This is a genomic window from Mycobacterium sp. GA-1285 (genome assembly GCF_001499905.1).
Taxonomy (GTDB): domain Bacteria; phylum Actinomycetota; class Actinomycetes; order Mycobacteriales; family Mycobacteriaceae; genus Mycobacterium.
This window is the reverse complement of sequence record NZ_LQIS01000034.1, coordinates 150,780-174,523: the sequence shown is the minus strand read 5'-3', so window position 1 is coordinate 174,523 and position 23,744 is coordinate 150,780. Positions and strand designations below refer to the sequence as shown.

The following is a 23,744-nucleotide window of genomic DNA, read 5'->3' as shown; positions in this document are numbered from 1 at the left end:
GTGAGCCCCGCGGCGAACAATCGATCGGCAACCGACGGTTGCGTCACGCCATAGTGCGTTCCGCTTCGCGAGCGGCGCGCTTCTCCTCGTAGTGCCTTGCCTTGGCGTCGAGCGCTGCGAGGAAGAACGAGAGCTCATCGCGGGCTTGTTCACCCGCGGATCCGAAGTCGGTGCGCTCGAAAATCCGCCAGAACCGCAGCACCGGCTGGATCACCGCATCGTGGTGCAGGCGCAGATCGTAGATGCCCGCCTTGGCGATCGTGATGGCGTTCTTGGCGTAGTCCGTCATGCCCTGCCCGGGCATCTGGAAGCCCACCACCTCGTCGCGGATCGTCTGCATCGCCTCGTCGGGCGCGAGGTCGAGCGCGGCGGCCATCAGGTTGCGGTAGAAGATCATGTGCAGGTTCTCGTCGGTCGAGATGCGAGCGAGCAGCTGCTCGGCGACGGGGCAGCCTGTCGCGCGCCCGGTGTTACGGTGCGCGATCCGGGTGGCCAGTTCTTGGAAGGAGACGTAGGCCAGCGCTTGCAGCACGGTCTTGTCGCCGCTGTCGTAACCGGCCGTAGTGTGCTCCATTCGCAGCGCCTCCAGCCGGACGGGGTCGACGCCACGCGTGACGACGAGGTAGTCGCGAATGGCGATTGCGTGCCGGCCCTCCTCGGCCGTCCATCGACCGACCCACTGACCCCACGCGCCGTCGCGCCCGAATCGGGTGGCGATCTCACGGTGATACGAGGGCAGATTGTCCTCGGTGAGCAAGTTGACGATCATCGCCGTCTGCGCGACGGGGTCGAGCGGGGAGTCCTCGGGCTGCCAATCGGTGCCGCCGAGGAAAGCGAAATCCCGCCCGCGAGACCAGGGCACGTAGTCGTGCGGCTGCCAATCTTTCGCCGCGCTGAGGTGGCGGTCGAGGTTGTCCGCAACGACAGGCTCGAGTTCGGAAAGCACACTGAACTGCAGATCCATCACCGTAGCTACGCTAGCGTAGCCTACGGTAGCGTAGGTGCGGTTTTCGCAGATTGCTGGAGTCAATTTCATTCTGGGAATAACGGTCGACGCGAAATCGGGGCTTTGCTTTGGGTGCGGTCGCCCCGAGGTGTCGGCGATGTGTCCTCGCGGCCCGAGCCGGCGCCAACCGGCCGAATTGCGATACGGTTGGAAATCGTCTGGCTTGCAGCACTTTTCGCGCAGTCGGTGATTTCCCGCTGTTGACCGCCTCTCCGTCGACAATCCTGGAGGCTGGCATCGGCAGCGCGCAGCCTTAGACTGGCGAGGTGGCGAAACTGCAGCTGGTTCAAGATCCCGCGGCCGACGAGTTGCTGGAATCCAATCCGTTCGCACTGCTGACCGGGATGCTGCTCGATCAGCAGTACCCGATGGAAGCGGCATTCGCCGGGCCGAAGAAGATCGCCGACCGTCTCGGCGGTTTCGATGTCCGCGAGATCGCCGACTACGACCCGGAAGAGTTCGCTGCTCTTTGTTCGAAAACGCCTGCGATCCACCGCTTTCCGGGATCGATGGCCAAGCGCGTCCAGGCGCTCGCGCAGTTGATCGTCGACCGTTACGACGGTGACGCGGCCGCCTTGTGGACCGCCGGCGACCCGGACGGAGCCGAGGTGCTGCGTCGGCTCAAATCCCTGCCCGGGTTCGGCGAGCAGAAGGCGAAGATCTTCCTGGCGCTGCTGGGCAAGCAGTACGGCGTGACGCCGAAGGGTTGGCGCAAGGCCGCCGGCGATTACGGCAAGGCCGGTTCGTTCTTGTCGGTGGCCGACGTCGTCGATGCCGGCTCGCTGGAAAAGGTGCGTTCGTACAAGAAGCAGGCGAAGGCGGCCGCGAAGGCCGCCAAGGCCTGAGCCGAGGGTTAGACCGCTGCGCCCTCGGAGTCCAGGCGAGCCAACGTCTTGATGACTCCGGCGACGACGCGGCCGGTGGAGGTTCCGGTGTCGATGCCCTCTTTGAGGGTGCGCAGGCGAAGGCCTCGGTCGCAGAGTTCGGCGACGGTGCGGGTGACCTCGGTGCCGGTGCGGCCCAGCCGGTCGAGCGCGACGACGACGATGGTGTCGCCGGAGCGGGCGTAGCTCAGCATGGCGTGTAGTCCCGCACCGATCCGGTCGGCAGAGTCCGACAGCCGGTCGGTGAACACCCGCCGGGGGTCGACGCCCGCGGCGTTGAGCGCCGCGAGCTGACCCTCGAGGCCCTGCTCGGCGGTGCTTGCTGTGGCGTAGCCCAGCGTGCAGGTCACGTTCCCAAGGTCTCACGGAGCGTGTCTTGGCGTAACCGGCTCCGCCACATCGAGTCTCGTTGCCGACCGAACCGTTACCGGACGTCAACCTGCGTTGGAGCGTCAGGTGCCGAACGGATCACCGTCGAAGCGCTCCCGGGTGGCGATCTCGGTGACGGGCCTGCGGGTCAGCTTCGTCAGTTGTCGGACCGGCTTGCCGAGCGGCAGGAGGGCGGCGACCGCGTAGTTGTCGGGGATGCCCAGCAGGTGTCGAACTCGCGGCTCTTCGGCGACGACGGCCGTGGTGAGCACGCCGCCGTACCCTTCGTTGCGGGCGGCCAGCAGGATGTTCCAGACGAACGGGTATACCGATGCCCCCGCGATCAGGCCCACCCGGTCGAGGTGCTGATCGAACGCGGCCACCACGCCCAGATCGACGCAGACCACGAGCACCACTTCGGCGGTGCGCAGCGGCGACTGGTTCGGCACCTTCACCGCCGCGATGGTCTGCTCGTCAACTCCGGACGGCCGCAACGGATTCCACGGGCTCTCGCCGTTGCGCAGCTGCGCGATGTAGCGCTTCGTTCCGGGTATCGCGCATTCGATGAGCGCCTCGCGCGTCGCCGGATCGCGCACCACGACGACCCGGTTGCCCTGACGGTTGCCACCGCTCGGCGCGAATCGGGCGTTGTCGAGAATTCGCTCGAGCACTTCGTCGGGCAGCGGGTCGCCGGTGTACTCGCGCACCGCGGCCGTCGTGCGCATGACGTCGTAGAGATCCATGGCAATATCTTGAGCCTGTCGGTGGCGACCTATGCGAAGGTGGGGATATGAAGACGCACCTGAACTGCCCGTGTGGTGAAGCGATCGTCGGTAAGGACGAGGAGGACCTGGTCGAGAAGGCCCAGGCGCACCTCTCCGAGGCGCATCCCGGCCGCGATTACGACCGGGACGCGATCCTCTTCATGGCCTACTGATCGAAACCGACCCAATGGTCGATCGCGGGCCGGGAAACCAGCCAAAACGTCGGTTTGGCGGCAACCGACCCGCCTGACGGTCAATCGAGGCTACGGAACGACCGTCGAGCCGATCGTCGGCATGAACTGACACTGCCGTTCGGTGGTCGTCACCTGGCCGAAGATCGTCGAGAGGATGCTGCCCGAGCCGGTGTCGGCGATCGCCGTCAGAGTGGTCGGCCCCTCGGGGTTGATATCCGGGCGCGGCTTGAGCGTGGCGCTGCCCGACTTACCGGTGGTCAGGTTCACCCAGGTGACGTTGAGCGGCAGCTTCTGCTCGGCCGCTGGACCCGGCGTTCCGACCGCGGTGAACACGTAGGCGGTCTGGCCGGGGCCGGGGCCCGGAGCGGGGATCTTCGCGGGCCCGGCCACCGAGATCGCTGTGGCGAGTACGTTTCCGCCGTCGCTGAGGCAGCCGTTGCTGATCGACGGGTACATGAAGTCCTGCGTGGGCGGGGCGTCCGGGCCGAACGCCGGGCCGGGGGCGGCGGCGGGAGCGGGCGCTGGCGCGGCGGGTGCGGGAGCGGGTGCGGGTGCCTCCGGTGCTGGAGCCGGAGCCGGTGCGGGCGCCACAGCCTCGGGTGCGACAGCGACGGGCGCGGGTGCCGCCGCGGGCTCGGGTGCCGGAGCAGGAGCCGGCGCCGCTTCAGGAACGGGTCCGACCGCATGAGCCGGATTGATCCCCGCCGGCAGGTGTGCCTGCTCGCCCGGCGACGCACCGGGCGCGGGGTTGTGCGCGACGAACTGGTTGACCGCCGACGCGACGTTCCGCGACTCGGCGGGGGTGACCGCGTCACCGGCGAACACCGCGGCCGCCGCCATCAGCGTCGACGCGGCATTCGTCGGATCCGCGGCGGCCTGCTGGATCGCCGGGCTGATGCCCTGGACCGCCGTCAGGCCGGGCGCCTGTAGCCCGTCGATCGGCGCTGGGGGTGCGGGTTCGGCGCCGGCCACACCGGCCACGCCGCTGACGAGCAGCGTGGCCGATGAACCGATCGCGACGGCGACGGTGGCGAACATCCTTCGAGCTGACATGGCTCCCTCAGGGGTGGTAGTGGTCGTGTCTGCCAGTGGGTTCGGCGTCGCCGCGGGGATCACGGAAGAGCCGACAGCGGTATCAGCAGCGGCGCCATCCCCGCGCCGGCGGCAGGTGCGGCGGCGGCAGGCGTGGCGGCCGGGGCAGCGGCGGCGGCCGGGGCGGCGGCTGACGGCGTGGCCGCCTGCGCCGCGGCAGGCAGAAGGCCCGTCAGTGGAGTCCCCTCAGGCAGCAGCGAGGCCAGCCCGGTCGGCAGGTTGGACAGCAGGTTGGCCGGGTTGGCCGGCGCGGACGCGGGCGCTGCCGCGGGAGCCGCCGGTGCCGCGGGCATACCGGGCAGCGTCGACGGGGTCTGCGGAAGGGTGACCGTCGCCGTGGCCGACGGAGGCGTCGCGGCCGGGGCGGCCGGGGCCTGAGCATTGTTCAGCAGCGACGTGACGCCCTGCATGAGCTGCGTCGCGGCGGCCGGGTTCGACGCCAACTGTTGGATGAGCGGCAAGCCGGGCACGCTGGGTGCGGGAGCCGGCGCCGCGGGCTGGGCGGTGGCGGTGGCGCTCAGCGCAAGCGCGGCTGAGACCGCTCCCGCAGCGGCGAACATGGTGGTCGCGAACAGTTTTCCAGTGCTGTACATGGTTCTCCCAATCAGTTGTGTCGGCACGCCTTCGCCCGAAGCTACGGAGTTACTGGTGTGACTCAAGTGACACGTGTGGCAGTGATTCAACCGTTACGCAAGCGAGGGGTTTCGGTGACCGGCCGATAGAGTCAGGCGGATAGACACCTCGACAAGCGCCGCCCCGTCAACGCCGCGAAGGGCCGCCCGACTGGCCGCTGCGGCGCCGGTGCTGTTGGTGATGAGTATCGCGGCGCGACTGGCTTGGACTTATCTGTTGCCCAACGGTGCGAACTTCGTCGACTTGCACGTCTACGTCGGGGGCGCCGGCACGCTGGACCAGCCCGGCGCGCTCTACGACTACGTCTACGCCGACCAGACACCGGACTTCCCGCTGCCGTTCACCTATCCGCCGTTCGCCGCCGTGGTGTTCTATCCGCTTCACCTGCTGCCGTTCGGCCTCGTCGCGCTGTTGTGGCAACTCGGGATCATCGCCGCCCTGTACGGCGTCGTGCGCATCAGTCAGCGGTTGCTGGGGTCCGGCGATCGGCCGGTCGCGATGCTGTGGACGGCGGTCGGCATCTGGCTCGAACCGCTGCGCAGCACCTTCGACTATGGACAGATCAACGTGGTGCTCGTGCTCGCGGTTCTCTACGCGGTGTACAGCACGCGGTGGTGGCTGTCCGGCCTGCTGATCGGGGCCGCGGCGGGGTTGAAACTGACGCCTGCGGTCTCCGGGCTGTACTTGCTTGGTGCGCGCCGATGGGGTGCGGTCGTCTTCTCGGCGGTCGTATTCCTTGCGACCGTGGGGATTTCGGCCCTGGTGATCGGTGACGAGACCCGGCGGTATTTCACCGAACTGCTCGGTGACGCCGATCGTGTCGGCCCGGTCGGCACGTCGTTCAACCAGTCGTGGCGCGGCGGGATTTCGCGGATCCTCGGGCACGACGCGGGTTACGGGCCTGCCGTCGTGGCAGGCATCGCGGTGACGGCGGTGCTGGCGGTCCTGGCGTGGCGGGCGATCGGCGGCGCTTCGGACAGGCTGGGTGCGATCGTCGTCGTGCAGTTGTTCGGCCTGCTGTTGTCGCCGATTTCGTGGACACATCACTGGGTGTGGCTTGTCCCGCTGATGATCTGGCTGCTGCACGGACCGCTGAGCGCCCGGCGGGGCGCGCGGGTGTTGGGCTGGGGTTGGCTCGTCCTGACCCTGATCGGGGTGCCCTGGCTGCTGAGCTTCGCGCAGCCGACGATCTGGGTGATCCCACGACCGTGGTATCTGGCGTGGGCCGGGTTGGTCTACATCGTCGCCACGCTGGCGACGCTGGCGTGGATCGCCTCTACTGGCTTTACTGGCCGACGATCTCGTTGATGTCCTTGGCCATCTCCAGGTCCTTGTCGGTGATGCCGCCCTCGGAGTGCGTTACCAACGCGAAAGTGACTGTCCGCCAACGGATGTCGATATCCGGATGGTGATCCTTGGCTTCCGCGTGCTCGCCGACCCGGCGCACAGCGTCGATGCCGTCGAGGAAGGCGGGGAACTTGATCGAGCGGCGCAGGGCACCGTCGACGCGCTCCCAGCCGGGCAGATCGGGCAGTGCGGCGTCCACTTGTTCGTCCGTTAACACAGCCATGTCCTCGACCGTATACCGTCAGCCGCAGTGTCGAACCAGATGTCGAACCGGATGTCGAACCAGATGTCGAACCAGATCGTCGTCGCCGGTGCGCTCATAAGCGAGGCCGCGCTGCTCGTCGCGCAGCGCGACCGGCCACCGGAACTCGCCGGATTGTGGGAACTGCCCGGCGGCAAGGTGGCGACCGGTGAGACGGAGCAAGCCGCGCTGGCACGCGAACTGCACGAGGAGCTGGGCGTCATGGTGGACGTCGGCCCCCGCCTCGGGAAGGACGTCGTCCTCACTCCGACGACGATCCTGCGTGCCTACCGCGTCACCCAGACCGGCGGGACCCTGCACCCCAACGACCACCGCGCGCTGCGCTGGATCACCGCCGGCGAACTCGAGGACGTCGCCTGGGTACCCGCAGATCGGGCGTGGCTGGCCGAACTCCGTCGGGCATTGACGATGTAGTTCGCCCGCCGAGGGGTTCGCGCTCACATATTCTTGCCGTCCATGCGCGTCCTGCGGTTCCTCTGGCGAGGAGTCCTCGCGTTTGACCGGATCGGCTCGCGCATTCCACAACTGGTGCAGATGTGGCTCGTCGAGTTCTTCTTCGCGATTCCGCTGACCTTCTTCATCGCCAAGGTCATCGACATCCGCGGTGCGTTCGGCGTGCCGGGCACCGGCGAGTCGATGCCGGGTGTGTTCTGGGGCGCTTTGGTCGTCTCGCTGGTCTGTGGTTTCTTTTTCTTTCGCAGCCTCGTGCGGCCGCGGGTGAGACAGGGCTCGTGGACACCGATGGTGCGCGCCGACGTCGGCGATATCACCGTGTTCGGCGGAAACCCGGCGTGGCGCGTCGAATACGAATACCTGACAAGTCATCCCTCGTATTCACTGTTGCTTCTTCTCACCGCGCCCGTCCCGGCCGTGATGGTGCTGATGACGATCAACCACGGCGACAGCACCTTCTATTGGCGGGTCGCAGGCGTCGTCGGGCTCATCGTGCTGGCGCTCATGGCCGTGGCGCGATTGCTGAGCTGGTATGTCTTCCGGTTCGGTCGACGCGAAGTGGGCGATCATGCTGCCGCGCAAGGAGTTCCCGAACGCCGACTGGCTTGGGAGATGGCGTGGAAGCCGCTGATCATGCTGATCGTGATGGTGTACGCGATCGTCGGACTTCCGCTGGCGTACATGTGGTGGGGTCAACTGCGCACCATCGACAAGCTGCCCGTCGTGACCGTTGCGGACGGCCTCGACGCCGTGGGTCAGTACCGGCGCGTCGACGGTGCTGTCGCTAGCGACCCTGTGTACTGGGCGCCGCGAGGGACCGGCCGCGGCGGCAACAACTTCTCCGGAGCCGGTGTGCGCGTGGGTCTTCCGTCCGGTGGCGAAGCGCTGCTGCTGGCCGAGTCGCTGTCGGTGCGCGACTTCGTCGGCGTCATGAAGGACGTCCGGGACAACGAGATTCACACGCAAGGCCGGGTGATCGACCACATCACCGAGACGCAGCGCGAGTACTACGGCTTTGACGAAAGCGATTTCCCCGACCCGCCGCCCGGCGGGCGGGTGTTGGTGCTGCTGTCCTACCCGTGACGCGGCGGGCGTGCGCTCAGTGCGAGAAATCGCCGCTCGTTTCGCAACAGGCGCACGTTCGGTGCGACCGATTCAGCGGTCAGCGGGTCCGGCGGGCCCGCTTGTGCACCTTCACCAGATCCTTGCCGCGGATGCCGTTGCGTTCGGCCTTGCGCACCTGGTGGACGACGACCGGGCAGCGTTTGCAGCGCGGCGTGCTCCGGCAGCATCTCTTCTTCGGCTTGAGGTCGGCGAGCTTGCTGGATTTCAAGTGACGGGCATCTCTCGTTTTCGTGATTGGCCGACCGCGCTGCGACAATCTCGAGGTGGATTTTCGCAACGTCGCCATCGTGGCACACGTCGACCACGGGAAGACGACGCTGGTCGACGCCATGCTCCGCCAGTCCGGTGCCCTGACCCACCGCGGTGACGACGCCACCGAACGCATCATGGATTCCGGTGACCTCGAACGCGAGAAGGGCATCACGATCCTCGCCAAGAACACCGCCGTGCACCGCCACCACGCCGACGGCGGCGTGACCGTCATTAATGTCATCGACACCCCCGGGCACGCCGACTTCGGCGGCGAAGTCGAACGCGGCCTGTCCATGGTCGACGGTGTGCTGCTGCTGGTCGACGCGTCGGAGGGCCCACTGCCGCAGACCCGTTTCGTGCTCCGCAAGGCGTTGGCCGCCCATTTGCCCGTCATCCTCGTGGTCAACAAGACCGACCGCCCGGACGCGCGGATCAGCGAGGTCGTCTCCGAGAGTCACGATCTGCTTCTCGACGTCGCGTCGGACCTCGACGAGGACGCGCAGAAGGCCGCCGAGGAGGCGCTCGGGCTGCCGACGCTGTACGCGTCCGGTCGGGCCGGCATCGCCAGCACCACCGAGCCCGCCAACGGCGACAACCCGGACGGCACCAACCTCGACCCGCTGTTCGACGTGCTGATGGAGCACATCCCGCCGCCCAGCGGCGACCCCGAGGCCCCGCTGCAGGCGCTGGTCACCAACCTCGACGCCTCGGCGTTCCTGGGCCGGCTGGCGCTGGTCCGCATCTACAACGGCAAGCTGCGCAAGGGCCAGCAGATTGCGTGGATGCGCGAGGTCGACGGCGTACCGGTCGTCACGAACGCCAAGATCACCGAACTGCTGGCGACCGTGGGCGTCGAACGCAACCCCACGGAGGAGGCGATCGCCGGTGACATCGTCGCGGTCGCCGGCATGCCCGAGATCATGATCGGCGACACCTTGGCAGACCCGGACCACGCGCACGCGCTGCCTCGCATCACCGTCGACGAGCCGGCCATCTCCGTCACCATCGGCACCAACACCTCACCGCTGGCGGGCAAGGTCCCCGGCCACAAGCTCACCGCGCGGATGGTGCGCAATCGCCTGGACTCCGAACTGGTCGGCAACGTGTCGATCAAGGTCGTCGACATTGGCAGGCCGGACGCGTGGGAGGTGCAGGGCCGCGGCGAACTGGCGCTGGCCGTGCTCGTCGAGCAGATGCGCCGCGAGGGATTCGAGCTGACCGTCGGCAAGCCGCAGGTGGTCACGCGCACCATCGACGGCAAGCTGCACGAGCCGTACGAGGCGATGACCATCGACTGTCCCGAGGAGTTCGTCGGCGCCATCACGCAGCTGATGGCCGCACGCAAGGGGCGCATGGAGGACATGACCAACCACGCCGCCGGCTGGGTGCGGATGGACTTCGTCGTGCCGAGCCGCGGGCTCATCGGCTTTCGCACCGACTTCCTGACCATCACCCGCGGCACCGGCATCGCCAACGCCGTCTTCGACGGCTACCGGCCGTGGGCGGGGGAGATCCGCGCCCGCCACAGCGGCTCGCTGGTCTCCGACCGCAGCGGTCAGATCACGCCGTTCGCGATGATCCAGCTCGCCGACCGCGGCCAGTTCTTCGTCGAGCCCGGCCAGGACACCTACGAAGGTCAGGTCGTCGGCATCAACCCGCGCGCCGAGGATCTCGACGTCAACGTCACCCGCGAGAAGAAGCTCACCAACATGCGCAGCTCAACGGCCGACGTCATCGAAACGCTGGCCCGGCCGCTGGAACTGACCCTCGAGCAAGCCATGGAGTTCTGCGCCGAGGACGAATGTGTCGAGGTCACCCCCGAGGTGGTCCGCGTGCGCAAGGTGGAGCTGAATGCGAGCCTGCGCGCCAGGGCCAAGGCCCGCGCGAAGGCCCGCGGCTGAACCGGCGGCCGCCGATCGAGCGGGCGTACCACGGCTGCCCGATACCCTGTTGGGCGTGCCCGGCCCCCGACGCGTCATCGCCACGTTGTCCGCGATGGTGACACTGGTGGCGGCCTGCACCGTCAGCCCCCCGCCCGCGCCGCAGAGCACCGACACGCTGCAGCCGCCGCCACCTCCTCCGTTGAAGGCGACTCAGATCATCATGGCGATCGACTGGATCGGTCCGGGTTTCAATCCGCATCTGCTGTCCGATCAGTCGCCCGTGAACGCGGCGATCAGCTCGCTGGTGCTGCCCAGTTCCTTCCGGCCGATCGCCGATCCGAAAACCCCGACCGGGTCGCGGTGGGAGCTCGACCCCACGTTGTTGGAGTCGGCCGAGGTGACGAGCCAAGATCCGTTCACGGTTACCTACAAGATCCGCCCCGAGGCGTCGTGGACCGACAACGCGCCCATCGCCGCCGACGACTACTGGTATCTGTGGCAGCAGATGGTCAGCCAACCCGGAGTCGTCGATCCGGCGGGCTACGACCTGATCACCGGCGTGCAATCGGTCGAAGGCGGCAAGACCGCGGTCGTGACGTTCTCTCAGCCGTATCCGGCGTGGCGCGAGTTGTTCAACGACATCCTGCCGGCTCACATCGTCAAGGACGTGCCGGGCGGATTCGCCGCGGGCCTGGCGCGGGCCCTGCCCGTGACGGGCGGTCAGTTCCGCGTCGAGAACATCGACCCGCAGCGCGACGAGATCCTGCTGGCCCGCAACGATCGGTACTGGGGCCCTCCCGCGAAACCGGATCAGGTGTTGTTCCGGCGGGGCGGCGACTCGGCGGCGCTGGCCGATTCGATCCGCAACGGTGACACGCAGGTCGCCCAGGTGCACGGCGGGTCGGCCGTGTTCGCCCAGCTCTCCGCGATCCCCGACGTGCGCACGGCGCGGATCGTCACGCCGCGCGTCATGCGGTTGAGCCTGCGAGCCCAGCAGCCCGCGCTGCGGGATCCGCAAGTGCGCGAGGCGATCCTGGGCCTACTCGACGTCGACCTTCTCGCCGCGGTGGGCGCAGGCGACGACAACACGGTGACGTTGGCGCAGGCTCAGGTGCGCTCACCGTCGGACCCCGGTTACGTCCCCACCGCACCGCCCGCGATGGCCAAGGAGGATGCGCTCGGGTTACTCGCCGACTCGGGTTACGAGTTGGAACCGGTCGTGACCAGTGCACCGCCCACGCCCGGGCACCCACCCCCGGATGGTGACCGCGGACGCATCGCCAGGGACGGTGAGCCGTTGTCGTTGGTGATCGGGGTGGCCGCCAACGACCCGACGTCGGTGGCCGTGGCCAATACCGCCGCCGACCAATTGCGCAACGTCGGCATCGCGGCGTCGGTGTCGGCGCTCGATCCGGTGGCTCTGTACGCCGATGCGTTGCCCAACAATCGCGTCGACGCCGTGGTCGGCTGGAACCGCGCGGGCGGGGATCTTGCCACATCGCTCGCGTCGCGCTACGGCTGCCGGGCGCTGGAGGCGACGCCGGTGGCGACCGCCCAACCGGGCCCCAGGACGACGGTTCCCGACACCCCGACGCCAACCACGACGCGGCCCACGCCCACCGCCACGACGCCGAGCCCGCGCCCCGATCCCGATTCGGTCGAGCTGGTCCAGGCGCCGAGCAACATCACCGGGATCTGCGATCGCAGCATCCAGCCCAAGATCGACGCCGCGCTCGACGGCCGCGAAGACATCGCCGACGTCATCGCGGCCGTCGAACCGCGCCTCTGGAACATGGCGACGGTGCTGCCGATCCTGCAGGACACCACGATCGTGGCGTCGGGCCCCAGCGTCCAGAACGTCAGCCTGTCCGGCGCCGTTCCGGTCGGCATCGTCGGCGACGCCGGTGAATGGGTGAAGACCAAGCAGTAGCACCTCAACCGGCGGCGGCGACCCGCTTGTCGCGCAGGACACGCAGACCGTGCGCGGCGAACGCCGCGATGGCGAACACCACCAGCAGCCAGTAGGGCGGATGAGCGAGCTCCCATACGAACAGCGCCGCGAACGCCGGTGACCGCTGGGTGATCGCCAGCACACCGGCCGCGCACGTCAGCGACAGCGCGGAGCCGTGAAGGTTCGTATCCGCCCATTCATTGAGCGCGAGCGCGACGAGCGACCCGGCCGCCGCGCCCGTCGCCAAGGCCGGGGTGATCAGCCCGCCGACCGCGCCTGCGTGAAGGAACACCGCGGTGAGAAGCGGTTTGAGCAGCAGAAGCATGGCCGCTTGCCCAAGGGTGAGCGAGCTGTTCACGCTGACCGTCAGGATGCTCCTGCCGTTGCCGGGCAACTCGGGCCACCAGATCGAACACACACCTGTCGCCAGGCCGGCCGCGGCGACCGCGGGAACCAGCACCCACGACCGCCTCTGCACCCGCGGGCGCGCGGCGGACATGACCCGCGCGAACGCCAGCCCGATGACGGCCGCGAGCGGCGAAATGGTCACGGCCAGAAACGCGAACAGAGGCGACAGCTCGAAATCCGGCCACGTCAACGGATGCTCGAGCCGCGTGACCGGGGCGGCCACCGCGACGGCGAGGCTCGACGTGATCAGCGCCGCGCCGACGGCGCGCGGATGCCACGTCTTGAGCAGGATGCTCGCGGTGAACAGGGCGCCGCCCAACGGCACGCTGTAGACGGCGCCCAACCCGGCGCCCACCGCGCAGGCGAGCAGGATCTCGCGGTCGCGGGACGTCAGGGTCAGGCGCGTCGTCCCCAGATCGCCGAGGGCCGCAGCGATCTGGCGAGGCGCGCTCTCGCGTCCCAACGATGCGCCCGACCCGACGAGAAGCACCTGCAGCGCGGCGTCGACGCACAACGGTGTTCGGGGCAGGCGGCGGGGTTCGGTGATCGCCGCCGTCAGCGACGGGACCTCGGTGCGCTGGCGCAGCAGCCACCACCCGCAGCCGGCCAGCGCCCCGCCGACCATCGGACCCAGGGCGCGCCGGACCGGACTGCTGTGACCGACGCCGGTCAGCAGCGTGCCGAACGAGTAGTGGTACGTGAGGTGTTCGACGCCGTGTAGCAACAGCGTCGTGGCCGCACCCGCGACGCCCGCGAGCAGTCCGATGATGACGATCGCGCAACCGAACTCGACGGTGCGCCGGGACACCTCGTGAATGTATGCCAGCGGGCAGGGCAAGCTGGTACGAATGGACTCCATCTCGATGGACCCCGACACGTTGGACGCCCCCGCCGGACGGCTGTTGTTCGTGCACGCCCATCCCGACGACGAGACCCTCACGACGGGCGCGACGATCGCCCACTACGTCGCCCGCGGTGCGCACGTGCGCGTCGTCACGTGCACGCTCGGCGAGGAGGGTGAGGTGATCGGCGAGCGGTGGGCACACCTGGCCGTCGACGAGGCCGATCAGCTCGGCGGATACCGCATCGGCGAGCTGACCGCGGCCCTCAACGCGCTGGGCATCGACGAACCGGAGTTTCTCGGCGGGGCCGGGCGTTGGCGCGACTCGGGGATGGCGGGCACGCCGCGGCGTCATCACCGAAGGTTCATCGACGCCGATCCCGCCGAGTCCGTCGGCGCGCTGGTCGCGGTCATCCGCGAACTGCGCCCGCACGTCGTCGTCACCTACGACCCGCAGGGCGGCTACGGCCATCCCGACCACATCCACACTCACGAGGTCACGATGGCCGCCGTGGCGGCCGCGCAGGGGTCGGACTTCCCGGGCGAACCGTGGATCGTGCCGAAGGTGTATTGGGCGGTGATGTCGAAGGGCGCGATCGCCGAGGGACTCGCCGGGATCGACGACGCACCCGCCGAGTGGACTCGGGTGACCGTGGACGAGGTGCCGTTCGGCTACCCCGACGACGAGATCGACGCGGTGATCGAGGATCCCGAACGGCTGAGCGCCAAGGTGGCGGCGATGCGCGCACATGCCACGCAGATCAACGTCGCCCCCGACGATCGCTCGTTTGCGCTGTCCAACGACATCGCGCTGCCGGTCGGCGCCGTCGAGCACTACATCCTGGCCGCGGGTACGGCCGGTGAACGCGACAGTCGAGGCTGGGAGACCGATCTACTCGCCGGACTGGACCTTCGATAGCGGCGCCGAGAGAGAGTAAGCTCACCCGCAGTCGGCGGCGCGACGAAGGGACGGCACATGGATCCAGACCTCGATCCCAACCTGCAGCACTGGCAGGACCGGTTTGACAGCCTGCAGTGGGTGATCGGTTCCCTCACCGGCTTGCTGGACAGCATCCCGACCTGAGCTCTCTCACTCCTGCCACCGCGCCTCGCAGCGTGGCGGTCCTGACGCTGCTGGCCATCGATGGGGTGCTGTGTGCCATCGCTGCGGCCATGTTCCTTCCGCTCCGCCTGGGTTCCACCCCTTTTCCGATCAGCGCGCTGATCGCCGGCCTGGTCAACGCCGCGCTGGTGTGGGCCGCGCTGCACTGGACTTCGTCGCCGCGTCTTGCCGCCCTTCCGTTGTGGAGCTGGCTGTTGACCGTGGCGCTGATGACGCTGGGCGGGCCCGGTGACGACATCATCTTCGGCGGCACCGGGGTGATGGAGTACGCGGCGTTGCTGCTCCTCGTGCTGGGCACGCTGCCGCCTGCGGCGGTGCTGTGGGTGGCGGTGAAGAAGACCTGACCTACGTCGCGCCGGCCGTGGACCCGGTCGCGTCGGCCGCGTCTTGGTTCGAATCGGCCTGCGGGTTCGGATCGCCACCCGCGTCATTCGAGGATGGCGCCTGTGTCGATGGCGCCTGGGGTGACAGCTCCTCGAGGTCATTCTTTGCATCCAAGGCAAGCGACCCGTCGGGCTTCTGCTCATTCGACGGGCCGGTCGGTGTGGCAATCGCCGACGCGCGGACCTCGCCCTGCGCCTGAACGGTTGCGGCGCCCGTTGTCACGGTGACCGTGGTGTCCGTCGTGCTGGTGGTCGTCAACTCCTTCTCACCATCGAGTTCGAGTTGGCGTTCGGCACCCTCGGTCGGTCCGTCGGCGTTGGGCTCGAATTCGAGGTTTTCGGTCCCCGGCGCCTGTTCGATCTGCGCCCCGTCGATATCGGAGAGTTCGCCGACGACCTCGCCCTCGAATTCGCTGACGCCCTGTTGGACGATGCCCTGACGCTGGGTGAGCGTCTCGTCGACGTCCTTGGCGCCGTCGTCCAGGTCCCCCTCCGTTTCCCCGCGCAGGGTCGATTCGTCCAGCGCGGAAAGCTGTATCCCGGCTTCGGCGGCCTCGGCCGCGAACGGGCCGATGGGAGGGATCGGCGGCAGTGGCGGGAGCCAGAAGGCGAGCTGGTCGTTGGCGAGGAAGATGAACGAATTGATGGTGTCGACGGCGACGCGGACCAGCCCGTCCCAGAAGCTGATGTTCCCGCCGAGCCAGTCGGCGATGTTGAACGTGATGCTTCGTACGATGCGTTCGCCGAAGTTGTAGAAGATCTCGATCTGCGGGGCGAGCCAGCCGACGTAGGGGATCCAGCCGACGGCGTATGCGGCCACGTCGAAGCCCCATTCCACCCACGGTTCGATCGCGTTGTAGATGTTCTTGATCGCGCTGTCGATGGAATTGCCTCCGACGACGTCCGGGAAGCTGGGCTCAGGGAACGGGGCGCCGGCGCTCGGCGGGACAACGATTCGTTCCAGCCACCAGATCAGCAATTCGGGCAGCTCGAGATCGGGAACTGAGGGCCCGGTTCGTATCGCCATCGGCGGGGGTTGCACGGACGCCACTAACCGGACTGTGGGCGCCGGTTCGGGTGGCGAAGCGGGCGGAGCAGGGCGTATCGGGGCGCTCACGACAGCACTCACTGCCATGACGATCACTGGCATCCACAACATCGAGCGTCCAGTGCGTTTCACGTCTTCCTCCCATCGCCCCCATCCCGTAGCAAACTATCGCAATATTTGCGCATACGTAAGGAAGATGTCGACTCGGGTTTGCTGACGCGACGACACGGCGGCAGCGTGCCGCTGATACCCCCTGCGGACTACTGTTGCCGATATGTCAGGCGCCGATGTTTCAGAAAGTGAGACGTGCGGATGATCCCCAACGAGCGCGGGGTTATACGGGAGTGGCTCTGAACCCCCAGCACGGCGCCGATCTGCCCAACCCGGTGGTACCACCGAAGCCCGATCACCCCAGTCCTGCGGCACTGCGGCGGGCGCTGCGACGCGCACGTGATGGGGTGGCGCTCAACGTCGACGAAGCCGCGATCGCGATGACCGCCCGCGGCGACGACCTCGCCGACCTGTGCGCCAGCGCGTCGCGGGTGCGCGACGCCGGACTCGAGGCGGCAGTGCGGCGCGGAGCCTCGGGACGGCTTCCGGTCAGCTACTCGCGCAAAGTGTTCATCCCCGTCACGCACCTGTGCCGCGACACCTGCCACTACTGCACATTCGTCAACGTTCCGGGCCGGCTGCGTGCGCAAGGCAAGGGCATGTACATGGAGCCCGACGAGATCCTCGACGTCGCGCGCCGCGGTGCGCAATTGGGTTGCAAGGAAGCTTTGTTCACGCTCGGTGACCGCCCCGAGACCCGCTGGGACGAGGCCCGTCAGTGGCTCGACGAACGTGGCTACGACTCGACGCTCGATTACGTGCGCGCCATGGCGATCCGCGTCCTCGAGGATACCGGGCTGCTGCCGCACCTGAACCCGGGCGTGATGAGCTGGTCGGAGCTGTCCCGGCTCAAGCCGGTCGCACCGTCGATGGGCATGATGCTCGAGACCACGTCGCGCCGGCTGTTCGAGACGCGCGGCGCCGCGCACTACGGCAGCCCGGACAAGGATCCCGACGTCCGGTTGCGGACCTTGGCCGACGCGGGTCGGCTGTCGATCCCGTTCACCACGGGCCTGCTCGTCGGAATCGGGGAGACGCTTGTCGAGCGGGCCGAGACCATTCACGCGATTCGCCGGTCGCACAAGGAGTTCGGGCATCTTCAGGAAGTGATCGTGCAGAACTTCCGGGCCAAGGACCACACCGCGATGGCCTCATCGCCGGACGCGGACTTCGAGGATTTCCTGGCGACCATCGCGGTCACCCGGCTGGTGATGGGACCCAAGATGCGGGTCCAGGCGCCGCCGAACCTGGTGTCGCGTAATGAGTGTCTGGCTTTGGTGGCCGCGGGGGTCGACGACTGGGGCGGCGTCTCGCCGCTGACCCCCGACCATGTCAACCCCGAACGTCCGTGGCCGGCGCTCGACGAGTTGGCCGCGGTGACCGCCGACGCCGGATACGACCTGGTGCAGCGTCTCACCGCGCAGCCGCAGTACGTACAAGCGGGCGCGGCGTGGATCGATCCGCGGGTGCGGGGGCACGTCGACGCGCTGGCCGACCCCGACACCGGCCTCGCCCTGGACGTCAACCCGACTGGCCGGCCGTGGCAGGAGCCCGACGAGGCGTCGGAGTCGTTGGGCCGCACCGACCTTCATTCGGCGATCGACGCCACCGGCCGGCTGACCGAGACCCGCAGCGACCTCGACAGCGCGTTCGGCGACTGGGAGTCGATCCGCGAGAAGATCTCCGAGCTGGCGGCCAGGGCGCCCGAACGCATCGACACCGACGTGCTTACCGCCTTGCGCACCGCCGAACGCGATCCGGCCGGGCTCTCGGACGACGAGTACCTGGCGCTGGCGTGCGCCGACGGACCCGCGTTGGATGCCGTTGCCGCGCTTGCCGATTCGCTGCGCTGCGACGCCGTCGGTGACGACGTCACGTTCGTCGTCAACCGCAACATCAACTTCACCAACATCTGCTACACCGGCTGCCGGTTCTGCGCCTTCGCGCAGCGCAAAGGTGACGCCGACGCGTACTCGCTGTCGGTCGACGAGGTCGCCGACCGGGCGTGGGAGGCGCACGTCGCGGGCGCCACCGAGGTGTGCATGCAGGGCGGCATCGACCCCGAACTCCCCGTCACCGGCTACGCCGACCTGGTGCGCGCGGTGAAGAAGCGGGTCCCGTCGATGCACGTACACGCGTTCTCGCCGATGGAGATCGCCAACGGCGTCACCCGCAGCGGCCTGTCGATCCGCGAATGGCTGACGTCGTTGCGTGAGGCGGGGCTCGGCAGCATCCCGGGCACGGCGGCCGAGATTCTCGACGACGAAGTGCGTTGGGTGCTGACGAAGGGGAAGCTGCCGACCTCGATGTGGATCGAGGTCGTGACGACCGCCCACGAGGTCGGGTTGCGGTCCAGCTCGACGATGATGTACGGCCACGTCGACCAGCCGCGCCACTGGGTCGGCCACCTGCGGGTGTTGCGCGAAATCCAGGACCAGACAGGCGGTTTCACGGAGTTCGTCCCCCTGCCGTTCGTGCATCAGAGTTCGCCGCTGTACCTGGCAGGCGGCGCGCGGCCGGGCCCGACGCACCGCGACAACCGCGCCGTGCACGCACTCGCGCGGATCATGTTGCACGGCCGGATCTCCAACATCCAGACCAGCTGGGTCAAGCTCGGCGTCGAGCGCACTCAGGTGATGCTCAACGGCGGCGCCAACGACCTCGGCGGCACGCTGATGGAGGAGACGATCTCGCGGATGGCCGGTTCGGAGTTCGGCTCCTACAAGACGGTCGAGGAACTGGTCTCGATCGCCGAGGGCATCGGCCGCCCGGCGCGTCAGCGTTCGACGACGTACGCCCCCCTCGCCGCCTAAGCCCCTTCTACCGCGAGCGCGCGTGCTTGTGTGGTCCTTTCCCGCGCGAGCGCGCGTGCTTGCGTGCTCCTTTCCCGCGAGCGACCGCGTCTGATCGCCGACACGCCGTGTTTCCGTGGCATTTGACGGTCGCTCGCGGCCCTTGGCGACGCGGCGGGGAACAAATGCGGACCGTAGTCCGTTTACATAAGGGAGTGCCGCCGGTATCGGACGGCACCAGGACAGACCAAGTCAGACAATCGAAACGAAGGAGAAGCGAGCATGACCACCGCTGTTACGACCCCCCTTTCCGTCGGCACCTGGACCATCGACCCCGCGCACTCGACCGTCGGGTTCTCCGTACGCCACATGATGGTGAGCAAGGTGCGGGGCACGTTCGACGACGTCAACGGTGCGATCACCGTCGCCGAGGACGGCACCCCCTCGGTCACCGCCGAAATCAAGGTCGACTCCGTCAACACCCGTAACGAGCAACGCGACGGCCACCTCAAGTCGGCCGACTTCTTCGACACCGAAAAGCATCCGATCGCCACCTTCACCTCGACCGGTGTGCGGCCCAGCGGCGACACCTATCTCGTGGACGGCGACTTCACACTCAAGGGCGTCACCAAACCGATCACCCTCGAAGTCGAGTTCAACGGCGTCAACCCCGGTATGGGACAGGGCGAGGTCGCGGGCTTCGAGGCCTCGGTTGTGTTGAACCGTAGAGACTTCGGCATCGACATCGACATGCCGCTCGAGACCGGCGGCGCCGTCGTCGGCGACAAGGTCACCATCACTCTCGAAATCGAGGCGCTCAAGCAGGCCTGACCCGTCAGGTCTTGAGCTGCAGCGGTGGTGGTGTCTCGTCGGGCACCACCACCGCGACGGCCGACTCGAGAAGCCAGAACACCACCGTCGAGACCAGGATCGCAAGGGCGGGCAAAACGACGATCGGCGCCGCGACGAGCAGCACCAGAAGCACTGCGCCCGGCACGTCCTTCCACCATCCGGCACCTCCTTTGCCCTGCACAATCGCGGACAGTCGCACCGTCGCCCAGATGATCCAGCGCCGCAGCAGGCTCACGCCGTCGCGCTGCATCTGGAGGCGAAAGCGATAGTCGGCGGTCCGGCGGTCGCACCCCGTGCGCTCGGGAAAGCGCCACAGGTAGTCGTGCAGGACGGCCGCACGCGCATAGCGTCCGGCGCGAGGCACGAACCAGGCGACCACGCCCGGCACCGACACCAGGTCGGTCGCGAAATCGGGCCCGACCTCGAACTGCTTGTTCGGTCCCTCGAAGCCGAGCGGCTGCGTGGTGCGCCATTCGTCCCACGCACTCTCCTTGAAATACCTCTTGGCGGCGCGTACGGCGTCGAGTTCCGGCGCGGTCAGCTGGCGGACATGGAGGACGGCCGTCTTGTCGGCCGGCGGGACGCAACGTTCCATCTCGCAGGTATAGCAAGGCCGAGGCGCAGCGAGCGTGCGCAAAGGGCTGCTGAACGGCGGCGTTTCGGCAACAAACACGCGCCGTCGCGAGAGGTGAGTGGCGGGTGAGGGGTGTCTGCTAGGCAGCTGTATGTGCAACGTTTAGTATCAGTAACCACACGCAACCCCTAACCCGGGTTGCGTGTGAAGTTAGGGCACACTGAGACGATCGTCCAGGTATCGACCACGGATACTTGCGCCGAGCTTGGATGCCCACCCCGTACGGCAGCCCACCGGACAGGAGATCGAGGAGACCTTGAGGAGAACACGGTGACGTACGTCATTGCCGAGCCTTGTGTCGACATCAAAGACAAGGCGTGTATCGAGGAATGCCCAGTCGACTGCATCTACGAGGGCGCTCGCATGCTCTACATCCACCCGGATGAGTGCGTCGACTGCGGTGCCTGCGAACCGGTGTGCCCCGTCGAGGCCATCTACTACGAAGACGACGTGCCCGATCAGTGGAGTAGCTACACGCAGACCAACGCCGACTTCTTCAACGAACTGGGTTCGCCCGGTGGCGCGTCGAAGGTGGGCCAGACCGACAACGACCCGGAGCCGGTCAAGAGCATGCCGCCGCAAGGTGAGGACTGATAACGGCTCACGCAGGGCGCAGTAAGCAGTCGTCCGCACAGCGCAACGGAGCCGCGCGACAGCCCCGTAGCGCGTCGCTGCCCGCGTTCCCCTGGGACACCCTGGCCGACGTGACGGCGCGGGCTCGCGCGCACCCGGACGGCATCGTCGACCTGTCCGTCGGAACCCCGGTGGACCCGGTGGCGCCGATCATCCGTGAGGCGCTCGCCGCGGCCAGCGCCTCGCCCGGCTATCCGACCACCGCCGGCACCCCCGCGCTGCGCGAGGCCGCCGTGAACGCGCTGGCGCGGCGTTACGGCATCACGGGTCTTTCGGCCGACGCCGTGCTGCCGGCGATCGGAACCAAAGAGCTGATCGCCTGGTTGCCGACGTTGTTGGGGTTGGGTCCCGGCGACGCTGTGGTGGCGCCCGAGTTGGCGTATCCCACGTACGACGTCGGGGCGCGGCTGGCCGGCGCACAGATCGTGCGGGCCGATTCCCTGACACAACTCGGTCCGCAGAACCCTGCCCTGGTGTACCTGAACTCGCCGAGCAACCCAACTGGCAAGGTGCTCGGCGTCGACCACCTACGCAAGGTGGTCGGTTGGGCCCGCGAGCGCGGTGTCCTGGTCGCCTCCGACGAGTGCTACCTCGGGCTGGGCTGGGACGCCCAACCGGTGTCGGTGCTGCATCCGTCGGTCTGCGACGGCGACCACACCGGGTTGCTGGCCGTGCATTCGCTGTCGAAGACGTCGTCGCTGGCCGGATACCGGGCCGGTTTCGTCGCCGGCGACCGCAGCGTCGTTGGAGAGCTGCTGGCCGTCCGCAAGCATGCGGGCATGATGGTCCCCTCGCCGGTGCAGGGTGCGATGGTCGCCGCGCTCGACGACGACGAGCACGAACGCGAGCAGCGGGCCCGCTATGGAAGACGGCGCGAGATCCTGCTGCCCGCCGTGCGTTCGGCCGGGTTGACCGTCGAGGACTCCGAGGCCGGGTTGTACCTGTGGGCCACGCGCGGTGAGCCTTGCCGCGACACCGCCGCCTGGCTCGCACAGCTCGGCATCCTCGTCGCGCCCGGCGAGTTCTACGGCGCCCGTGGTACCAAACATGTGCGGATCGCGTTGACCGCGACCGACGAACGGATAGCCGCGGCCGCCCAGCGCCTGACGGCCTAGGTTTCCGTCGCGCGTAAGCCGAGCGCGAGCACCAGCCGGTCGTCGGGATCGTTCAGCGACGCCGGCAACAGCTTCTCGATACGACGGATGCGGTAGCGCACCGTGTTCGGATGCACGTGCAGCCGTTGGGCGACCGCGGCGATGTCGCCGAACCCGTCGAGATAGGCCGCAAGGGTCTCGGCGAGCACCGGGTCTTGTTCGCGCAGTTGACGAATTCGTGGGTCGACGAGGCGCGGGCCGACCCGCGACACGATCTCGTCGAGGAGCACGGTGGTGCGCGCGTCGTCGAGCGACACGACACGCCCGATCGCGCCGGGATGCCGCAGCGCGCTGTCGAAGACCCGGTCCACCTCGGTGCGCGCGTTCGCAGCTGCCGCCAGCCCGGCCAGCGGGGCCGCGACGACCGCCCGCAGTGACAGTCCCAGTTCGCGGTCCAGCGTCGCGACGACACCGCGCACCCAGGACATCACCGATGACGGCGCACCGATCTTCGGCAGCAGCACATAAACCCGCCCACTACTCGATGCGACCTGTGCGTCGGGCCGAAAGGCACTGGCGCTGAGGGCGATCACGCTTGCCGGAGTGGTGCCCTCGGACTCGACGAACCCGACGAGCCCGACCCGACCGTCGGATTGGATACCGAGTTCCCCTGCGACGGCGGCGATATCGACGGTGTCACCGGACAGACCGAGCAGTTCTCGAACCTGTCTGGTGTGAGTGGACGGCGATGCCGTCAACCGCGACATGATCCGGGCCGCCAATACCGCGCCGCCGCGCAACACCTCCTCGGCATCGTCGGCCAGCGGAGCCGAACCCTGTTGCAGCCAAATGGTTCCGGCGAACCGGTCGGCATCCGCGAGCGGTAGGTGGATGCCGACAGCCAGGCGTGGTCGCAGCCCCAGCTCCGGTCGTTCCGCGACGCGCACGACATCAGCGCTCGAACGCAGGGCGTCGAAGATTCCCCACTGCGCGATCCAGGCCAGGTGCTCGGGCGGGCCGGCGCGACCGAGGATGGTCAACCGGCGTAACTCGTCGGCCTCGAAGCTGGATGCCGAATACGCCAGCACGTGCGAAGCCTCATCCTCGATGCTGATCATGCCGCGGGTGCGATCGGCCATCGACTGGGCCAGCCCGAACAGATCGGTGCCCGGATCGTGGTGCGGATCGGAATGGTCACCGTGATGGTCGAACGCGTGGTTCACCAACTTGTACAGAGACTCCCACCGGGCCTGAGGTTCGACGGCCACCACCGCGGTGCCGAGGGCGACCGCCCGCTCGACCGCGGCCGGCGACGGTTCCTTGACGAAGATCGCCGCGGGCGCGCGGCCGGTGCCCTCGAACTGCCGCTCGAGCCATCGCACCGCGTCCACGTCGTCGACCCCGAGCAGGAAGAACAGGTCCGCGGAACCGGGCCCGACGGCCAGACCCAGCCGGACATCGTCGGCGTCGACCAGCGCGACCGAGGCGACGGGCATGTCCAGCCCGCGCGGCGCGTCCACCAGCGTCACCATGGTTCGGTCCAGCGCCAGCAGCAGTCGGCCGAGCCCGAGGCCGGCGGTTCGTGACTCCATCGGACGCCCCTTTGTCTG

At 68.2% G+C, this 23,744-nt stretch carries 24 protein-coding genes; 13 read left to right on the top strand and 11 right to left on the bottom strand.

From position 1 onward, the window contains the following. Positions 1–43: 43 nt before the first annotated feature. Entirely contained in the window at positions 44–964 is a 921-nt protein-coding gene (locus AU193_RS16880) for an acyl-ACP desaturase (protein WP_064423512.1), read from the bottom strand. A 308-nt stretch (positions 965–1,272) separates the two neighbouring features. Between AU193_RS16880 and AU193_RS16875 the strand changes: the two genes are divergently transcribed. Then, the gene (locus AU193_RS16875) at positions 1,273–1,851 is read left to right on the top strand and encodes an HhH-GPD-type base excision DNA repair protein (protein WP_064423511.1); all 579 of its coding nucleotides are present in this window, start codon (positions 1,273–1,275) and stop codon (positions 1,849–1,851) included. Positions 1,852–1,859: 8 nt separating this feature from the next. Here the strand turns inward: AU193_RS16875 and AU193_RS16870 are convergent, their stop codons facing one another. Next, a complete protein-coding gene (locus tag AU193_RS16870; protein WP_064423510.1) occupies positions 1,860–2,240 on the bottom strand; it encodes a recombinase family protein in 381 nt (126 codons plus the stop codon). A 102-nt stretch (positions 2,241–2,342) separates the two neighbouring features. After that, positions 2,343–3,002 (bottom strand): nitroreductase family protein, encoded by a 660-nt coding sequence (locus AU193_RS16865; protein WP_064423509.1) that lies wholly within the window; start codon positions 3,000–3,002, stop codon positions 2,343–2,345. Positions 3,003–3,049: 47 nt separating this feature from the next. On the opposite strand from AU193_RS16865, the gene AU193_RS22910 reads away from it, so the two are divergent. Beyond that, entirely contained in the window at positions 3,050–3,196 is a 147-nt protein-coding gene (locus AU193_RS22910; protein WP_068150949.1) for a DUF1059 domain-containing protein, read from the top strand. 90 nt (positions 3,197–3,286) lie between these two features. Here AU193_RS22910 and AU193_RS16860 read toward each other — a convergent pair whose 3' ends face one another. Next, positions 3,287–4,270, bottom strand: coding sequence for a hypothetical protein (locus tag AU193_RS16860; protein ID WP_064423508.1), 984 nt, complete (start codon positions 4,268–4,270; stop codon positions 3,287–3,289). Positions 4,271–4,329: 59 nt separating this feature from the next. Then, the gene (locus AU193_RS16855; protein WP_064423507.1) at positions 4,330–4,902 is read right to left on the bottom strand and encodes a hypothetical protein; all 573 of its coding nucleotides are present in this window, start codon (positions 4,900–4,902) and stop codon (positions 4,330–4,332) included. 139 nt (positions 4,903–5,041) lie between these two features. On the opposite strand from AU193_RS16855, the gene AU193_RS16850 reads away from it, so the two are divergent. Further along, entirely contained in the window at positions 5,042–6,250 is a 1,209-nt protein-coding gene (locus tag AU193_RS16850; protein WP_082683017.1) for a mannosyltransferase, read from the top strand. On the opposite strand, the gene AU193_RS16845 is transcribed toward AU193_RS16850, so the two are convergent. Next, entirely contained in the window at positions 6,228–6,512 is a 285-nt protein-coding gene (locus AU193_RS16845; protein WP_064423505.1) for a 4a-hydroxytetrahydrobiopterin dehydratase, read from the bottom strand. The genes AU193_RS16850 and AU193_RS16845 overlap by 23 nt on opposite strands. Positions 6,513–6,575: 63 nt before the next feature. Here AU193_RS16845 and AU193_RS16840 point away from each other — a divergent pair, with 63 nt between their 5' ends. Continuing rightward, positions 6,576–6,965, top strand: coding sequence for a (deoxy)nucleoside triphosphate pyrophosphohydrolase (locus tag AU193_RS16840; protein ID WP_064423604.1), 390 nt, complete (start codon positions 6,576–6,578; stop codon positions 6,963–6,965). A 42-nt stretch (positions 6,966–7,007) separates the two neighbouring features. Beyond that, positions 7,008–8,087 carry a hypothetical protein gene (locus AU193_RS16835; protein WP_064423504.1) on the top strand — a complete coding sequence of 360 codons (1,080 nt, stop codon included), beginning with the start codon at positions 7,008–7,010 and terminating at the stop codon, positions 8,085–8,087. Between the two features lie 79 nt (positions 8,088–8,166). Here AU193_RS16835 and AU193_RS23380 read toward each other — a convergent pair whose 3' ends face one another. Further along, complete coding sequence (locus AU193_RS23380) at positions 8,167–8,337, bottom strand: hypothetical protein (RefSeq protein WP_172798336.1); 171 nt, start codon at positions 8,335–8,337, stop codon at positions 8,167–8,169. A 55-nt stretch (positions 8,338–8,392) separates the two neighbouring features. Here AU193_RS23380 and typA point away from each other — a divergent pair, with 55 nt between their 5' ends. Further along, complete coding sequence (gene typA, locus AU193_RS16830; RefSeq protein WP_156425256.1) at positions 8,393–10,282, top strand: translational GTPase TypA; 1,890 nt, start codon at positions 8,393–8,395, stop codon at positions 10,280–10,282. A gap of 49 nt (positions 10,283–10,331) precedes the next feature. After that, positions 10,332–12,194, top strand: a complete 1,863-nt coding sequence (locus AU193_RS16825; RefSeq protein ID WP_172798335.1) for an ABC transporter family substrate-binding protein — start codon at positions 10,332–10,334, stop codon at positions 12,192–12,194. Positions 12,195–12,198: 4 nt separating this feature from the next. Here AU193_RS16825 and AU193_RS16820 read toward each other — a convergent pair whose 3' ends face one another. Then, complete coding sequence (locus AU193_RS16820) at positions 12,199–13,431, bottom strand: chloride channel protein (protein WP_064423502.1); 1,233 nt, start codon at positions 13,429–13,431, stop codon at positions 12,199–12,201. Between the two features lie 40 nt (positions 13,432–13,471). Between AU193_RS16820 and mshB the strand changes: the two genes are divergently transcribed. Both mshB and AU193_RS16810 read left to right on the top strand, forming a co-directional pair. After that, on the top strand, positions 13,472–14,383 hold the full coding sequence (mshB, locus tag AU193_RS16815; RefSeq protein WP_253867885.1) for an N-acetyl-1-D-myo-inositol-2-amino-2-deoxy-alpha-D-glucopyranoside deacetylase: 912 nt from the start codon (positions 13,472–13,474) through the stop codon (positions 14,381–14,383). Positions 14,384–14,499: 116 nt separating this feature from the next. Further along, a complete protein-coding gene (locus AU193_RS16810) occupies positions 14,500–14,931 on the top strand; it encodes a hypothetical protein (RefSeq protein ID WP_371259226.1) in 432 nt (143 codons plus the stop codon). Position 14,932: 1 nt separating this feature from the next. On the opposite strand, the gene AU193_RS16805 is transcribed toward AU193_RS16810, so the two are convergent. Further along, the gene (locus AU193_RS16805) at positions 14,933–16,021 is read right to left on the bottom strand and encodes a hypothetical protein (protein ID WP_156425255.1); all 1,089 of its coding nucleotides are present in this window, start codon (positions 16,019–16,021) and stop codon (positions 14,933–14,935) included. A gap of 341 nt (positions 16,022–16,362) precedes the next feature. Between AU193_RS16805 and AU193_RS16800 the strand changes: the two genes are divergently transcribed. Together AU193_RS16800 and AU193_RS16795 are read left to right on the top strand one after the other, a co-directional pair. Further along, the gene (locus AU193_RS16800; RefSeq protein ID WP_082683015.1) at positions 16,363–18,942 is read left to right on the top strand and encodes a bifunctional FO biosynthesis protein CofGH; all 2,580 of its coding nucleotides are present in this window, start codon (positions 16,363–16,365) and stop codon (positions 18,940–18,942) included. A 261-nt stretch (positions 18,943–19,203) separates the two neighbouring features. Continuing rightward, entirely contained in the window at positions 19,204–19,752 is a 549-nt protein-coding gene (locus AU193_RS16795) for a YceI family protein (protein ID WP_064423499.1), read from the top strand. A 4-nt stretch (positions 19,753–19,756) separates the two neighbouring features. Here the strand turns inward: AU193_RS16795 and AU193_RS16790 are convergent, their stop codons facing one another. Continuing rightward, positions 19,757–20,368 (bottom strand): DUF1353 domain-containing protein, encoded by a 612-nt coding sequence (locus tag AU193_RS16790; protein WP_064423498.1) that lies wholly within the window; start codon positions 20,366–20,368, stop codon positions 19,757–19,759. A 309-nt stretch (positions 20,369–20,677) separates the two neighbouring features. On the opposite strand from AU193_RS16790, the gene fdxA reads away from it, so the two are divergent. Further along, the gene (gene fdxA / locus AU193_RS16785) at positions 20,678–21,001 is read left to right on the top strand and encodes a ferredoxin (RefSeq protein ID WP_064423497.1); all 324 of its coding nucleotides are present in this window, start codon (positions 20,678–20,680) and stop codon (positions 20,999–21,001) included. A gap of 77 nt (positions 21,002–21,078) precedes the next feature. Next, positions 21,079–22,155 (top strand): succinyldiaminopimelate transaminase, encoded by a 1,077-nt coding sequence (gene dapC, locus AU193_RS16780; protein WP_172798342.1) that lies wholly within the window; start codon positions 21,079–21,081, stop codon positions 22,153–22,155. On the opposite strand, the gene AU193_RS16775 is transcribed toward dapC, so the two are convergent. Next, positions 22,152–23,726 (bottom strand): CdaR family transcriptional regulator, encoded by a 1,575-nt coding sequence (locus AU193_RS16775; RefSeq protein WP_064423495.1) that lies wholly within the window; start codon positions 23,724–23,726, stop codon positions 22,152–22,154. The two genes, dapC and AU193_RS16775, sit on opposite strands and share 4 nt — an antisense overlap. Positions 23,727–23,744 lie beyond the last annotated feature (18 nt).